At 68.2% G+C, this 14,956-nt stretch carries 12 protein-coding genes; 10 read left to right on the forward strand and 2 right to left on the reverse strand.

The features are described 5' to 3' along the window. The first annotated feature begins 17 nt into the window (after positions 1 to 17). From SBI80_RS09775 to SBI80_RS09790, 4 genes are read left to right on the forward strand one after another with little or no spacing between them, the layout of a single operon-like run. Positions 18 to 1,553 (forward strand): APC family permease, encoded by a 1,536-nt coding sequence (locus SBI80_RS09775; RefSeq protein WP_318974253.1) that lies wholly within the window; start codon positions 18 to 20, stop codon positions 1,551 to 1,553. Further along, positions 1,553 to 3,106: a GMC family oxidoreductase gene (locus tag SBI80_RS09780; RefSeq protein WP_318974254.1), complete on the forward strand. Its 1,554-nt coding sequence runs from the start codon at positions 1,553 to 1,555 to the stop codon at positions 3,104 to 3,106. The genes SBI80_RS09775 and SBI80_RS09780 overlap by 1 nt, the downstream gene beginning before the upstream one ends. A gap of 35 nt (positions 3,107 to 3,141) precedes the next feature. Then, positions 3,142 to 4,938: a putative nucleotidyltransferase substrate binding domain-containing protein gene (locus SBI80_RS09785; protein ID WP_318974400.1), complete on the forward strand. Its 1,797-nt coding sequence runs from the start codon at positions 3,142 to 3,144 to the stop codon at positions 4,936 to 4,938. Between the two features lie 11 nt (positions 4,939 to 4,949). Then, positions 4,950 to 5,759: an IclR family transcriptional regulator gene (locus SBI80_RS09790; RefSeq protein ID WP_318974255.1), complete on the forward strand. Its 810-nt coding sequence runs from the start codon at positions 4,950 to 4,952 to the stop codon at positions 5,757 to 5,759. On the opposite strand, the gene SBI80_RS09795 is transcribed toward SBI80_RS09790, so the two are convergent. Then, complete coding sequence (locus SBI80_RS09795; protein ID WP_318974256.1) at positions 5,756 to 7,000, reverse strand: alanine racemase; 1,245 nt, start codon at positions 6,998 to 7,000, stop codon at positions 5,756 to 5,758. The genes SBI80_RS09790 and SBI80_RS09795 overlap by 4 nt on opposite strands. 23 nt (positions 7,001 to 7,023) lie before the next feature. On the opposite strand from SBI80_RS09795, the gene lysS reads away from it, so the two are divergent. The 6 genes from lysS (at position 7,024) to SBI80_RS09825 (ending at position 13,633) form a co-directional block, all read left to right on the forward strand. Next, the gene (lysS, locus tag SBI80_RS09800) at positions 7,024 to 8,562 is read left to right on the forward strand and encodes a lysine--tRNA ligase (protein ID WP_318974257.1); all 1,539 of its coding nucleotides are present in this window, start codon (positions 7,024 to 7,026) and stop codon (positions 8,560 to 8,562) included. Between the two features lie 109 nt (positions 8,563 to 8,671). After that, a complete protein-coding gene (gene lsr2 / locus SBI80_RS09805) occupies positions 8,672 to 9,013 on the forward strand; it encodes a histone-like nucleoid-structuring protein Lsr2 (RefSeq protein ID WP_318974258.1) in 342 nt (113 codons plus the stop codon). A 266-nt stretch (positions 9,014 to 9,279) separates the two neighbouring features. Continuing rightward, positions 9,280 to 11,826, forward strand: a complete 2,547-nt coding sequence (gene clpC1, locus SBI80_RS09810) for an ATP-dependent protease ATP-binding subunit ClpC (RefSeq protein ID WP_318974259.1) — start codon at positions 9,280 to 9,282, stop codon at positions 11,824 to 11,826. Between the two features lie 225 nt (positions 11,827 to 12,051). Further along, positions 12,052 to 12,267, forward strand: a complete 216-nt coding sequence (locus SBI80_RS09815; protein WP_318974260.1) for a CbtB domain-containing protein — start codon at positions 12,052 to 12,054, stop codon at positions 12,265 to 12,267. A gap of 23 nt (positions 12,268 to 12,290) precedes the next feature. Then, entirely contained in the window at positions 12,291 to 13,085 is a 795-nt protein-coding gene (locus tag SBI80_RS09820) for a CbtA family protein (RefSeq protein ID WP_318974261.1), read from the forward strand. Continuing rightward, positions 13,082 to 13,633: a histidine phosphatase family protein gene (locus SBI80_RS09825; RefSeq protein WP_318974262.1), complete on the forward strand. Its 552-nt coding sequence runs from the start codon at positions 13,082 to 13,084 to the stop codon at positions 13,631 to 13,633. Before SBI80_RS09820 ends, SBI80_RS09825 begins: the two co-directional genes overlap by 4 nt. Position 13,634: 1 nt before the next feature. On the opposite strand, the gene SBI80_RS09830 is transcribed toward SBI80_RS09825, so the two are convergent. Then, positions 13,635 to 14,942, reverse strand: a complete 1,308-nt coding sequence (locus SBI80_RS09830) for a serine hydrolase (RefSeq protein ID WP_318974263.1) — start codon at positions 14,940 to 14,942, stop codon at positions 13,635 to 13,637. Between the last annotated feature and the right edge of the window lie 14 nt (positions 14,943 to 14,956).

Raw genomic sequence — 14,956 nt, forward strand, 5'->3', positions numbered from 1 at the left:
TTCGAGAGGACGTCATCATGGCTGTGGAGACGAGTTCGACGGACGCCGACAGCGGCGGCCTCGACGACTTCGGTTACAAGGAATCCTTGGATCGCAGCATCGGCAAGTTCGCCAGTTTCGCGGCCGGGGTCAGCTACATCTCGATCCTGACCGGTACCTTCCAGCTGTTCTACTTCGGTTTCGGCACCGCGGGTCCCGCCTATCTGTGGTCCTGGCCCATCGTGTTCGTCGGGCAGATGGCCGTCGCGCTGTGCTTCATGGAGCTCGCCGCGAAGTATCCGGTCGCGGGCTCGGTCTACAACTGGTCCAAGAAGCTGGGCAGCCGCATCGTGGGGTGGTCCTCGGGCTGGCTGATGCTCACCGCGTCCATCGTGACCATCTCGGCGGTGGTGCTGGCCTACCAGCTCAACCTGCCCCGGTTGTGGAGCGGGTTCCAAATCATCGGTGACGGCACCGGCGAGTACGACTTCGCCGCCAACGCCGTGGTGCTCGGCACGATCCTGATCGCGTTCACCACGCTGATCAACGCGCTCGGCGTGAGGCTGATGGCGCTGATCAACAGCGCCGGCGTGTTCATCGAGCTGATCGCCGCCGTGCTGATCGCGATCATCCTGGCGTGTAGCAGCACCCGCGGTCCCGGAGTGTTCTTCTCCACCAACGGATACGGGGCCGGGCTGCCCGGCGGCTACCTCGGCGCCTTCCTGATCGCGTCACTCGCCTCGGGCTACGTGATGTACGGCTTCGACACCGCCAGTTCACTCGGCGAGGAGACCGTCGAGCCGCGGCGCACCGCACCCAAGGCCATCCTGCGGGCCATCCTCGCCTCGTTCGTCATCGGCGGGGCCATCCTGGTCTTCGCGGTGATGTCGGCGCCCGACCTGAACGATCCCAAGATCGGCGAGAGCAGCGGCGGTCTGCAGTACATCGTCGAGCAGGTGATGTGGGGCCCGCTGGGCAAGGTGTTCCTGGTCTGCATCGTGGTCGCGGTGACGGTGTGTACGCTCGCGGTGCACACCGCGGCGATCCGGCTGACGTTCGCCATGGCCCGGGACAACGCACTTCCCTTCGGCGAGAAGCTGGCTCGCGTCAACCCCAAGACCCAGACCCCGATCGTCCCGGCCATCGTCATCGGCGTGATCGCGGCGGTCATCCTGGTGATCAACATCGGTCAGCCCAAGATCTTCACCGTGCTGACGTCGATCGCGATCATCATGATCTACCTGGCCTACCTGATGGTCACCGGCCCGATGCTGAAGAAGCGCTTTCAAGGCCAGTGGCCGCCAAGGGATTTGAAGGAGGGCGGTTACTTCACCATGGGGCGTTGGGGCATGCTGGTCAACATCGTCGCGGTGGTGTGGGGCGTCGGCATGGCGATCAACCTCGCCTGGCCGCGGGTGGCCGTCTACGGCGACCCCTGGTACAACACCTGGGGCGCCTTCGTCTACATCGGCGTGATCCTCGGGTTCGGTCTGCTGTGGTACGGCATCAAGGGCCGCCACCACATTGGCACCCTGGAATCACACGCCGCGGCGGTCAAGGATCCCCAACTCTGATGGCGGACGACGTGTTCGACTACGTCATCGCCGGTGGCGGCACGGCCGGCTGCGTCCTGGCCGCGCGCCTGTCCGAGGACCCCGACGTGACGGTGTGTCTCGTCGAGGCGGGCCCGTCCGACGTCGGCGATCAGAACATCCTGCCGCTGTCGGAGTGGATGCACCTGCTCGACTCGGGCTACGACTGGGACTATCCGGTCGAGCCGCAGGAGAAGGGCAACAGCTTCATGCGGCACGCCCGCGCGAAGGTACTCGGCGGCTGCTCGTCGCACAACTCGTGCATCGCGTTCCACCCGCCCGCCGAGGCCCTCGACGAGTGGGTCCAGATGGGTGCCACCGGATGGAGCGCCGCCGAGATCCTGCCGCTGGTCCGGCGATTGGAGAACAACACCGCGCCGGGCGATCACGGGCGCGCCGGCCCCGTCCGGTTGCAGGACGTGCCGCCCAACGATCCTTGCGGGGTGGCGGTCTTGGAGGCCGCGGCACTGGCCGGGCTGCCCACGGTGGCCTTCAACCGGGGGGAGACGGTACGCAACGGCGCCGGGTGGTTCCAGATCAACGTCGGCGAGGACGGCACGCGCATGTCGACGTCGCACGCCTACCTGCACCCGATCCTGGGCACCCGCAAGAACCTGGAGGTCCGCACCAACAGCTGGGTCGCCGAGATCCTGTTCGACGACGCCAAGGCGGCCACCGGAGTGCGCTACCAGCGCCCCGACCTGACCGGGTACGACACCGTGTCGGCCAGGCGCGAGGTGATCGTCACCGCCGGCGCCATCGATACCCCGAAGCTGTTGATGCTCTCCGGGATTGGGCCCGCCGAGCATCTGCGGGAGATCGGCGTCCGGGTCCGGGTGGACGCACCGGGGGTGGGATCCAACCTCGACGACCACGTCGAGGGCCTGATGTTCTGGGAGGCGTCGCGCCCGATGGTCACCACGTCCACGCAGTGGTGGGAGATCGGGCTGTTCACGACGGTCGACGAGGGAATCGCGCAGCCGGACTTGATGATGCACTACGGCAGCGTGCCGTTCGACATGAACACGCTGCGCCGCGGCTATCCGACCACCGACAACGGATTCTGCCTGACGCCCAACGTGACCCAGGGCCGATCCCGCGGCACGGTGCGGTTGCGCAGCTTGGACTTCCGCGACCGGCCCAAGGTCGACCCGCGGTACTTCACCGATCCCGAGGGATACGACGAGCGGATCATGCTGACCGGTCTGCGGCTGGCCCGGACGATCGGCGCGCAAGCCCCGCTGAAGGACTGGATCGCCCGCGAGCTGGCGCCGGGTCCGGACGCGACCACCGACGACGAGTTGCTCGACTACGTGCACCAGACCCACAACACCGTCTACCACCCGGCGGCCACCGCGAAGATGGGCGCGGTCACCGACGCGATGGCCGTGCTCGACCCCGAGCTGCGGGTCAAGGGGGTCTCGCGGTTGCGGGTGGTCGACGCGTCGGCGATGCCCAAACTGCCAGCGGTCAACCCGAACATCACCGTGATGACCATGGCCGAGAAGTGCGCGGACCTGATCCGGGGGACCTGAGGGAGTTCCTCGCCGAACACACGCCGTTCCAGGCGATGCCGGCCGACGAGCTCGCCGCGCTGGCCGCCGGCGCGACGCCGGTGGCCTTCGCCGCCGACGCGGTGATCGCCGACTATTCGGCACACGTTCCCGACGACGTCTGGATCGTCCGGACGGGCCGAGTCACGCTGCAGGCGACCGACGGAGCGGCCATCGACACCGTGGAGCCGGGTGGCATCTTCGGCTACACCCCGCTGTTGACCGGCGGCGGCATGGAGTTCGTCGCCAGGGCCGCCGAGCCGAGCGTCCTGGTCCGGCTGCCGGGGGACCTGACCCGGGCGCAGTTCGCCAAGCCCGCCGGTCTGGCGTTCCTGGCGTCGTCGGCGTGGAGCGTGCCACCCAGACCCCGGCCGGCTCTGGTACCCGCCGCCGACGGCCGCCCGGTCGGCGAGCTGGTGCGCGGCGACGTGCTGATCGTGGCGCCGGACGCCTCGGTGCGCGACGTCGTCATCCAGATGACCGAGCACCACGTCTCGTACGCGCTGATCGCCCTGCCCGACGGTGAATTCGGCATCTTCACCGATCGAGACCTGCGCACTCGCGTGGTCGCCGCGGGGTTGTCGGTCCGGGTTCCCATCACCCTGGTGATGAGCGCCCCGGCTCGGCGGGTGACCGCCGACCTGACCGCGGAGACCGTGCTGATGCAGATGCTCGAGAGCGGGCTTCGCCACATGCCGGTGACCTCGTCGCGCGGGGAGGTGATCGGCGTCCTCGAGGATGCCGACCTGCTTGCCGCCTCCGCCAGACAGAGCTTTCTGTTGCGCCGCGCCATCGGGCTGGCCGCCGACGCCGACGAACTGCAGTCCGCCGCCCGGCGCGTCACCCTGGTCGCCGGCGAGCTGTACCGCAGCGGCACCACGGCAGCCGCGACGAGCGGCATCCTCTCGGTGGTCATCGACAGCGTGGTCCGGCGGGCACTCGAACTCGCGCTGGTCGCAGCCGCCCACGAGGACGCCGCGGAAGAACACGGCACCCCGAGGGCGGGCTTCGCGTGGCTGACGCTCGGCAGCATCGCTCGGCGCGAGGCGATGCCGTCCTCCGACGTGGACAGCGCGCTGTCGTGGCGTGACGACCTGGCCCCGGCGGGTGCCCGGCTGCGGGCCGTCGCCCGTCGCACCCACGCCATCCTCGACGGTTGCGGCCTGCCGTCGGACAGCAACGGCGCCATCGCGTCGAGCCCCAACTTCAGCCGCTCCCAGTCGGATTGGGCCGCCGCGGCAAGGGGTTGGCTCGACGATCCGCTGGTGCACCGCGGCCTGATCCTGTCCTCGCTGCTGCTCGACGGCAGGGTGGTGTGGGGGGATGGCGCACTGCACGCCGTCCCCGCGGCCTACCGCAGGATGCGTGCCGAGCATCCGAACGCGTTGCGGCTGCAGCTGCTGGACGCCCTGTCCGGACGGGTCCGCGCCCGCTCGCTTCGTGACGTACTCTCCCGCCGCGGTGGCACGTTCGACCTGAAGAACCACGCGGTCACCCCGATCGTCAACCTGGCTAGGTGGGGTGGCTTGGCCGGGGAGGTCACCTCTGCGTCGACGCCGGCGCGGTTGGCGGCCGCGGCCGCGACCGGAGCGCTGGCCGAGCGCGACGCCGGCACGCTCGCCGAGGTCTTCGTCATGCTGCAGCGCCTGCGGATGACCCACCAGGTCGAGCAACTCGCCGCGGGGAAACGTCCCGGTGACGTGATCACGATGTCGGAACTATCACCGCTGAACCGCAGCCTGCTCAACGACGGACTGCGGGAGATCGCGGCGGTCCAGAGACGTGTCGGCAACTTCGGCATTCCCGCCGTATAGGGTCGCTTGCGATGGGTAGAGCGGAAGTCACGGGCAAGGCCGAGGACGGTGCGAAGTCTGCCACCGTTCAGTCGGTCGACCGCGCGCTGCTGGTGCTGGAGATCCTGGCGGCACTCGGGCAGGCCGGTGTCACCGAGATCGCCGCCGAGCTCGGTGTGCACAAATCGACTGTCTCCCGGCTCATTTCGGTGCTCGAGGCCAGGGGTTACGTCGAGCAGCTCTCCGATCGGGGCAAGTACCGGCTGGGTTTCACGATCGCGCGGCTGGCCCGATCCACCAGCGCCCAACTGGATTTGGTGAAGCAGAGCCAAGCCGCCTGCGATGCGCTGGCGGTGGATTCCGGGGAGACCACGAATCTGGCGGTGCTCGACGGCGATCGGATCGTCAACATCGCCGAGGCCAACGGCGCGTCGGGCATCGCACTGCGCACCTGGGTTGGCCAGAGCTGCCCGGCGCATGCGACTTCGAGCGGCAAGGTGCTGCTGGCCGCGCTGACCACCGCCGAACTTCGCGAGCGCCTCGACGGCCGACTCGAATCGTTCACCGACCAGACGGTCACGTCGCGTTCGGCGCTGGAGGCCGAACTCGAAGTGGTGCGAGGGCGCGGCTGGGCCAGTGTGCACGAGGAGCTCGAAGTCGGTCTGAATGCCGTCGCCGCGCCCGTCTACGACGCGGAGTCCCGGGTGGTCGCGGCGCTCAGCGTGTCCGGTCCGTCCTACCGGCTCGGCGAGGACGAGTTCGACGCCATCGCCAAGCTGACGATCGCAGCGGCCGAGAGCATCAGCCGGCGTCTCGGCTGGCTCGATCTGTCACCCCGCTAGAAGAACGTCCGGACCAGGTCGACGACCCGGCCATCATCGTCGAGCACCGGGATCAGCTGCCACTTGTCGAACGTCGTGCACGGATGCGAGACGCCGAATTCGAGCCACGTCCCGACGCGGACCCGATCCCGGTCGCCCGCCCCGACCCGCAGATAGGCGTGCTGGTCGTTGAGCGCGGTGACGTGGCTGTCGGCCAGGCCATACGGCACCGGCAGCCCGGCGTCGAACGACACGTCGCGCCGCCCCATGGTCACCAGTGCCAGCTCCGGCTCCGGGCACGACACCACCTGCGCCCACACCGTCAGCGCGGGCCTCAGGCCGGTCGGTCCCCCCAGCGGTGAGCTGCGGCGATACAGCCCGTCGTCGTGGGTGAGATAGCACCCGCTGCGGACGATGGTGCGCACCCGCGGCCCGGCGGCCCAGCCGGTCAGCTCGTCGGCCACCAGGTCGAAGTAACTGCTGCCGCCCGCGGAGACGATCACCTCGTCGGATTCGAAGACCAGGCGCTCGGCCGCGGCGCGCATCCGCCGCAGATGGTTTCGCACGCCGTCGCGGGTGGCCGCGGCGGTTTCGGCGGCGACCGTTGCCTCGTACCCCGCCACGCCCACCAGGCGCAGCCGATCGGATGCGGCCGCGGCACGCGCCACCGCGTCGACGGCGTCCGCGTCGCGGGCCCCCGTGCGCCCGCCCGGCGCGCCTACCTCCACGCACACCTCGACCGGTCGCTTCGCACCCGCGGCGGACAGCGCCGCCGTCATCGCCGCGACACCGTCGACCGAATCGACCCAGCAGACCAGGTCGAAGTCGGGATGGGCGTCCAATTCAGCTGCCAGCCAACGCAGTCCGGCGTCATCGACGAGCTGGTTGGCCAGTACGACGCGGTTCACCCCGAAGGCCCGGTAGGTGCGCGCCTGGCTGATGGTCGCCACCGTCACCGCGCAGGCGCCGGCGTCGAACTGGCGCGCCAGCAGCTGCGGCGACATGTGAGTCTTGCCGTGCGGTGCCAGTTCGACGCCGCGACTGCGGCACCAGCCGGCCATCGTCGCGAGGTTGTGGTCCAGCGCGGACGCCCGCAGCACGCACAGCGGACCGACGGCTCCGTCGGAGAAGGGATCGGGGGCAGCACGGCGCACCTGGGCCGCCGTTCGCCCCCACCACGCGGACGGCAACCCCTTGTATCGCCAGTCGATCGGTTGGTCCGCCAGGGCGGCCACCGCGGTCGCGTGGATGGGTGCGGGCATTCGTTCATTTAAGCTGGCACGTCGTGACCTCTGCAGATACCCACGGCACCGATGCCCCCGACGCCGATGCCGATCTCCCCGAGCAGTTCCGGATCCGGCAGGCCAAGCGTGAACGGCTGATCGCCGAGGGCCGCGACCCCTATCCGGTCGAGGTGGCGCGTACGCACACCCTGGCGGAGCTGCGCACCCAGCACGAGGGGCTGGCGGCCGACACGGCGACGGGCGAGGTCGTCGGGATCGCCGGCCGCGTGGTGTTCGCGCGGAACTCGGGCAAGCTCTGCTTCGCGACGCTGCAGGAGGGGGACGGCACGCAGCTGCAGGCGATGATCAGCCTCGACGGCGTCGGCCGGGAATCCCTGGACGCGTGGAAGGCCGACGTCGACCTCGGTGACATCGTCTTCGTCCACGGCGAGGTGATCAGCTCGCGGCGCGGTGAGCTCTCTGTGCTTGCCGATTCCTGGCAAATCATCTCCAAGGCTCTGCGCCCCCTTCCGGTGGCGCACAAGGAACTCAGCGAGGAGTCGCGGGTCCGGCAGCGCTACGTCGACCTGATCGTGCGACCGGAGGCGCGCACCATCGCCAGGCAGCGGGTGGCCGTCGTCCGCGCGGTGCGCTCGGCGTATGAGCGGCGGGGCTTCCTGGAAGTCGAGACGCCGATGCTGCAGACCCTCGCCGGCGGTGCCGCGGCCCGACCCTTCGTGACGCACTCCAATGCACTCGATGCCGACCTCTTCCTGCGCATCGCGCCGGAGTTGTTCCTCAAACGTGCGTTGGTCGGAGGTTTCGAGAAGGTCTTCGAGTTGAATCGCAACTTTCGAAACGAAGGTGCCGATTCCACGCATTCCCCGGAATTCGCGATGCTCGAGACTTATCAGGCCTACGGAACGTATGACGATTCCGCGGTAGTGACGCGTGAGGTTATTCAAGAAGTGGCAGACGAGGCCATTGGGACTCGCAACGTGCCGTTGCCGGACGGTTCCACCTACGACCTCGATGGGGAATGGGCGACGGTGGAAATGTATCCGTCCCTGTCGGCGGCGCTGGGGGAGGAGATCACCCCCGAGACCCCAGCCGAGCGGCTGTGGGCCATCGCCGACTCGCTCGGCGTCGAGGTCGCGCGGGACCGCGGCTTCGGGCACGGCAAGCTGGTCGAGGAACTCTGGGAGCACACCGTCGGAGCCACTCTGTGGGCGCCCACCTTCGTCCGGGACTTCCCCGTCGAGACCACGCCCCTTACCCGCGCTCACCGCAGCATTCCCGGGGTCACGGAGAAGTGGGACCTCTACGTCCGGCAGTTCGAACTGGCGACCGGCTACTCCGAACTCATCGACCCCGTCGTGCAGCGCGAGCGGTTCGCCGCGCAGGCCAGGGCGGCCGCAGCGGGTGACGACGAGGCCATGGTGCTCGACGAGGACTTCCTCGCGGCGCTCGAGTACGGCATGCCCCCGACGACGGGAACCGGAATGGGTGTCGACCGCTTGTTGATGGCATTGACGGGTCTGTCCATTCGCGAGACGGTTTTGTTTCCGCTCGTCCGACGAGACGCGCGCCGACACGGCTGAAGCAGTTTCATACTTTTGTGTTGAATTGCCTTGGTTCTTATGCAAGCATTGTCCCGGGTTTGAAGCGAAGTACGACTGCGCGCCCGGGTAGAAGGGTCTGTGTGAGCCAATGGCGAAGAAAGTTATCGTCACCTTAGTCGATGATTTCGACGGTGAGGAAAGTGCTGACGAGACCGTCGAATTCTCGCTCGACGGCGTGAGCTATGAGATCGATCTGTCGTCCAAGAACGCGCAGAAGTTGCGCGGCGATCTCAAGCAGTGGGTGGAGGCCGGCCGCCGGGTCGGGGGTAGGCGTCGCGGTCGTTCGGCATCCTCCGGGCGGGGCCGCGCGACCATCGATCGCGAACAGAGTGCCGCCATCCGGGAGTGGGCGCGCCGCAATGGCCACAGCGTCTCGACCCGCGGCCGCATCCCCGCCGACGTCATCGACGCCTTCCACTCGGCAACGTAGGCACCGGTTGCCAGTTCTGCACCGCCGGGCCGGGGTGCGACGGACTTTCGCTAGGGGCGTACCGCCGACGCCGAATCGCGGCAACGAAAGCCGGCCGCGGTGCGTTGGCTCCTAGAGCAGCACCGGAATCGTGACCGTCGGTTCTTTCACCAAGAGAGGACAAGCGGGGCACCCCGGGCTACCGACCACTACAGTGGACGGCAGGTGCAGAACGCGGTTCGCCGTACGCACGGCTGCGCTATCTACGGAGGGCAGGTAAATACCTCATGTTCGAACGGTTCACCGACCGCGCACGGCGCGTCGTCGTCCTGGCTCAAGAAGAAGCCCGGATGCTGAATCACAACTACATCGGCACCGAGCACATCCTCCTTGGCCTCATTCACGAAGGTGAAGGTGTCGCCGCCAAGTCGCTGGAGTCCCTCGGCATCTCCCTGGAGGGCGTCCGCAGCCAGGTCGAGGAGATCATCGGCCAGGGGCAGCAGGCGCCGTCCGGGCACATCCCCTTCACCCCGCGCGCCAAGAAGGTGCTCGAGCTGAGCCTGCGTGAAGCCCTGCAGCTCGGCCACAACTACATCGGCACCGAGCACATTCTGCTCGGCCTGATCCGTGAGGGTGAGGGTGTCGCGGCCCAGGTGCTGGTCAAGCTGGGCGCCGAGCTGACGCGCGTGCGCCAGCAGGTCATCCAGCTGCTGTCCGGCTACCAGGGCAAGGAGACCGCCGAGACCGGCACGGGCGGGCGCGGTGGCGAGGCGGGCAACCCGTCGACGTCCCTGGTGCTCGACCAGTTCGGCCGCAACCTGACCGCCGCCGCGATGGAGGGCAAGCTCGACCCCGTCATCGGCCGCGAGAAGGAAATCGAGCGGGTCATGCAGGTCCTGAGCCGCCGCACCAAGAACAACCCGGTGCTGATCGGCGAGCCCGGCGTCGGCAAGACCGCCGTCGTCGAGGGTCTGGCGCAGGCCATCGTGCACGGCGACGTCCCCGAGACGCTGAAGGACAAGCAGCTCTACACTCTGGACCTCGGGTCCCTGGTTGCCGGCAGCCGCTACCGCGGTGACTTCGAGGAGCGCCTGAAGAAGGTGCTCAAGGAGATCAACACCCGCGGCGACATCATCCTGTTCATCGACGAGCTGCACACGCTCGTCGGCGCGGGTGCTGCCGAGGGCGCGATCGACGCCGCCTCGATCCTGAAGCCGAAGCTGGCCCGCGGCGAACTGCAGACCATCGGTGCGACCACGCTCGACGAGTACCGCAAGTACATCGAGAAGGACGCCGCGCTGGAACGCCGGTTCCAGCCCGTCCAGGTCGGCGAGCCGTCGGTCGAGCACACCGTGGAGATCTTGAAGGGTCTGCGCGACCGCTACGAGGCGCACCACCGCGTCTCGATCACCGACGGTGCCATCGTGGCCGCGGCGACGCTGGCCGACCGGTACATCAACGACCGGTTCTTGCCCGACAAGGCCATCGACCTGATCGACGAGGCCGGGGCTCGGATGCGCATCCGCCGGATGACCGCACCGCCAGACCTGCGTGAGTTCGACGAGAAGATCGCCGACGCGCGCCGGGAGAAGGAAAGCGCGATCGACGCGCAGGACTTCGAGAAGGCGGCCAACCTGCGCGACCGGGAGAAGACCCTGGTGGCTCAGCGTGCCGAGCGGGAGAAGCAGTGGCGTTCCGGTGACCTCGACGTGGTCGCGGAGGTCGACGACGAGCAGATCGCCGAGGTGCTCGGCAACTGGACCGGCATCCCCGTGTTCAAGCTCACTGAGGCCGAGACCACGCGCCTGCTGCGCATGGAGGACGAGCTGCACAAGCGGATCATCGGCCAGGAGGACGCGGTTCGCGCGGTCTCCAAGGCGATCCGTCGTACCCGTGCCGGGCTGAAGGATCCCAAGCGTCCCTCCGGGTCGTTCATCTTCGCCGGCCCGTCCGGCGTCGGAAAGACCGAGCTGTCCAAGGCGCTGGCGAACTTCCTGTTCGGCGACGACGACGCGCTCATCCAGATCGACATGGGCGAGTTCCACGACCGCTTCACCGCGTCGCGGCTGTTCGGTGCCCCTCCGGGGTACGTCGGCTACGAGGAGGGCGGCCAGCTCACGGAGAAGGTGCGCCGCAAGCCGTTCTCGGTCGTGTTGTTCGACGAGATCGAGAAGGCCCACCAGGAGATCTACAACACGCTGTTGCAGGTCCTCGAGGACGGCCGTCTCACCGATGGTCAGGGCCGCACGGTCGACTTCAAGAACACCGTGCTGATCTTCACGTCCAACCTCGGTACGTCCGACATCAGCAAGGCGGTGGGCCTCGGCTTCACCCAGGGTGGCGGTGAGAACAACTACGAGCGGATGAAGCTCAAGGTCAACGACGAGCTGAAGAAGCACTTCCGCCCGGAGTTCCTCAACCGCATCGACGACATCATCGTCTTCCACCAGCTGACCCAGGACGAGATCATCCGCATGGTCGATCTGATGATCGCCCGCGTCGGAAATCAGCTCAGGGCCAAGGACATGACCATGGAGCTGACCGACAAGGCGAAGTCGCTGCTGGCCAAGCGTGGCTTCGACCCGGTGTTGGGTGCCCGTCCGCTGCGACGGACCATCCAGCGCGAGATCGAGGACGCCTTGAGCGAGAAGATCCTCTTCGACGAGGTCGGTCCCGGTCAGCTCGTCACCGTCGACGTCGAGAACTGGGACGGCGAGGGAGCTGGCGAGGACGCGGTGTTCACGTTCTCCGGTGCCCTGCGTCCGATCGCCGACGCCGACACGCCGGATCTGGCGAAGGCCGGAGCGCCGGGAACGGCGACCCCGACCGAGTAACGACGACGCACGCGGCAGTGGGCGGTACCCCGGTGGGTACCGCCCACTTCTGCGTCGTGGTGGCCTCAGCTCCTCCAGGTGGGCCGGTATGTGCCTATGATGCTCGGGTAATCGTCGTTCGAAGGAATGCTGGTGAAAGTCCAGAGCGGTCGCGCCACTGTGAAAGTCAGACCCGACGTTCGACACCTGTGATACGGGACGCGTACTCCCGAAAGGAAATCTGACGTGACCACTTCCAAGGTTCAACGGCTCTCGGCCCCCGCAATCGACTTCTCCGGCACGAAGGCAGCGGTCTGGCTGTCGGCCACCGCATTCCTGGCGCTGCTGGTGCTGTACTTCATCGGCATGGACCAGGGCGCTACGTCGGTCTTCGGCGACAACATGTACATCCACGAATTCGTGCACGACGCCCGCCACCTCCTCGGCTTCCCCTGCCACTGAACGCGCAGGGAGCAAGTCGCCCAATGGAAAGGCAAATCATCGGGCGCGGCCTCTTGGCCGGCGCCCTCGCTGGGGTGCTCGCCTTCGGTACGGCGCGCATCTTCGTCGAGCCCGTCATCGAGCGGGCCATCGGCTACGAGGACGGGGTCGGTGCGGCCCACGAGGCGACCGGGCACGGCGGCCACGAGCACGGCGTCGAGCTGTTCACCCGCGGGATCCAGGCCAACGTCGGCATGGGCTTTGGCGTACTGGGGTTCAGCATCGCGATGGGCGCATTGTTCGCCGTCGTCTTCGCGGTGGCCTACGGCCGGGTGGGCAACGTGTCCGCCCGCGTGCTCTCGGTACTCGTCGCCGGCTCGATGTTGCTGAGCCTCTACGTCATTCCCGCGCTCAAGTACCCGGCCAACCCGCCGGCGGTGAGCCTCGACGAGACCATCCGTCAGCGCACCCTGCTGTACCTGCTGATGGTGGTGCTGTCGGCTGCGCTGTTCGTCGCGGCGGCGGTCGCGGGTCGGCGGCTGGTCACCCGGCTGGGCGCCTGGAACGCGACGCTGGCTGCCGCGGCCGGTTACCTCGTCGCGATCGCCATCGTGATGCTGGTGCTCCCGACGATCGACGAGACGCCAGGACCGTTGCGCGACGATGCGGGCAACATCATCTTCGGTGGCTTCCCCGCCGATGACCTGTACGAATTCCGGCTGTACTCGCTGGGTGTGCAGGTCGTGATGTGGACGACGATCGGCCTGGTGTTCGCGGCGTCGATCGCGAAGGTCCTCGACGGTAGGCGCGTCCCGGCGGAGGCGACCACCTCCGCGTGAGCGAGATCGTCCGGCTGACCCTCGTCTCCCATGCCATGACGGATGCGATGGCAGCCGGACGATTCGCCAGGGACGAACCGCTGAACGCACTCGGCCAGCGCCAGGTCGACGCGACGATCGATCTGGGCGTGGTCGATGCTGCGCTCTGTGCGCCGGAGACCCGCACCCGCCAGACCGCCGAGCTACTCGGCCTGCGTGCCGAGATCGAGCCGCTGCTGGCAGATCTGAACTGCGGAGCCTGGCGCGGCAGCGTGCTCGGCGGCGTGGGGCCCGCCGAGCTGACGGCCTGGCTCACCGATCCGGCCCAGGCGCCACACGGCGGGGAGTCGGTGGTCGAGCTCGTCGAGCGGGTGCGCGGCTGGCTGGACTCGCTTGCCGATCGCCGGGGCCGGCTGGTGGCGGTGACGCATCCCGGTGTCGTCCGCGCCGCGATCACCGCGGTCCTGGGTGCACCGCCAAAGGCGTTCTGGCGCATCGACGTCGGACCGGTCAGTCGCACCGTGCTGCACCTGCGGGGCGGGCAGTGGACGCTGCGTTCGACCGGCTGACTCAGGTCGGTTCGACGAGCCGGAACGCACCCTGGGCGATCGACAGCAGCCAGCTGGCCGCGGTCAGACTGCGGAACTTCGGCCAGTTCAACTGGAAGCTCGTCACCCATGCCTGCCCGGTGCGGTCGACGGCGTACCAGCTGAATCCGATGTCGCCGGGCAGGTTTCCGCCCTTCGCGCCGATGTAGGTCCACTTCGCCTCGTCGAGTTCGATCCCCGGGGTAGCGGCGAGGATCTCCCTGATCGGGGCGGCGGGACCGACGGCGACCGACTGCAGCGTGGCGTGCACGCGGCAGATGTCCTGCGCGGTGCCGTACCACTCGGCGCCGTACGGCGACGCCGGCGTGTGGGTGCGCTCCGGGTCCGGTTCGTAGTGCCGGGCGTTGGTCTGAGCGATGAGCTGCGCCCGGCCCTGCGGCGACGCGGTCTTCCACTGCTCGCGCAGGTCGGGCTTGCCCCAGCCCACCGAGAACAGCTCGTGGGTGTTGGGGAACGGCGTCATGCTCGCCGGGTCGTGATGGCCGGCGTGGACGAGGGCACGCTCGACGGCGCCTGGCCCCAGCCGGGCCATGAGTAGGTCGGTGGCCATGTTGTCGCTGGCCGAGATCATCTGCTGCGCAGCATCTCTCACCGACACCCGGGACCCCGGCTGCAGGTGGTCGAAGCCCGCCGAGCCGACGGCCTTGGCCTCCTTGGTGATGGTCAGCTGGTCGTCCCACCCGACGGTGCCGGCGTTGATCGCATCCGCGAGCGCCAGCAGGACGTAGAGCTTGAAGATCGAGGCCAGCGGCAGCGAATCGTCGACGTTGCTGCCGGCCACCGACGTGCACTTGCCGTCGGTCACCTTGGACACCTGATAGGAGTAGCGCGCACCGGACTTGATCAACTCGGCGTCGATGTCGGACCACCGGGTGATCTGGGGCTTGCGCAGCGTCACCTCGAATCGGTCGACCAGCCCGACGTCGTCGGTGCGCAACTCGATGTCCTGGCCGACGCCGTAGGACGTCAGCAGGTGCAGCGTCGCCGACCCGGCGCCGACGTCGATCCCGGTGACCGTGAAGGGCCGGTCCCACCACATCCGGTCCATGGTGAACGCGACGTCGTCGACCTGCTTGGGTGCGGCGAGCGTCGACACGCTGGCGGTCCCGATGGGCCAGTCGGAGTTCAGCATGTCCACCGTCTGCTTGGCGCGCAGACCCTGGGGAGTGTTGGTGTTGATGTGAGTGCCGTACGCGGCCTCCGCAGGGGCCGTGCCGGTGTGGGCGCATCCGCTAGCCAGGGTGGCGACGAGCGTCAGCGAGACTGCCATCGCAGTCGCACGTC

The sequence above is a fragment of the Mycolicibacterium sichuanense genome (genome assembly GCF_033741125.1).
In the GTDB taxonomy this organism is placed as follows: Bacteria; Actinomycetota; Actinomycetes; order Mycobacteriales; family Mycobacteriaceae; genus Mycobacterium.

What these genes read in the sequence shown, in the direction of transcription:
- SBI80_RS09790 (WP_318974255.1), top strand. Translation starts at nt 4,950, where the DNA reads ATGGGTAGAGCGGAAGTCACGGGCAAGGCCGAGGACGGTGCGAAGTCT.
- SBI80_RS09830 (WP_318974263.1), bottom strand. Translation starts at nt 14,942, where the DNA reads ATGGCAGTCTCGCTGACGCTCGTCGCCACCCTGGCTAGCGGATGCGCC.
- SBI80_RS09775 (WP_318974253.1), top strand. Translation starts at nt 18, where the DNA reads ATGGCTGTGGAGACGAGTTCGACGGACGCCGACAGCGGCGGCCTCGAC.
- SBI80_RS09820 (WP_318974261.1), top strand. Translation starts at nt 12,291, where the DNA reads ATGGAAAGGCAAATCATCGGGCGCGGCCTCTTGGCCGGCGCCCTCGCT.
- clpC1 (WP_318974259.1), top strand. Translation starts at nt 9,280, where the DNA reads ATGTTCGAACGGTTCACCGACCGCGCACGGCGCGTCGTCGTCCTGGCT.
- SBI80_RS09795 (WP_318974256.1), bottom strand. Translation starts at nt 7,000, where the DNA reads ATGCCCGCACCCATCCACGCGACCGCGGTGGCCGCCCTGGCGGACCAA.
- SBI80_RS09780 (WP_318974254.1), top strand. Translation starts at nt 1,553, where the DNA reads ATGGCGGACGACGTGTTCGACTACGTCATCGCCGGTGGCGGCACGGCC.
- SBI80_RS09785 (WP_318974400.1), top strand. Translation starts at nt 3,142, where the DNA reads ATGCCGGCCGACGAGCTCGCCGCGCTGGCCGCCGGCGCGACGCCGGTG.
- lsr2 (WP_318974258.1), top strand. Translation starts at nt 8,672, where the DNA reads ATGGCGAAGAAAGTTATCGTCACCTTAGTCGATGATTTCGACGGTGAG.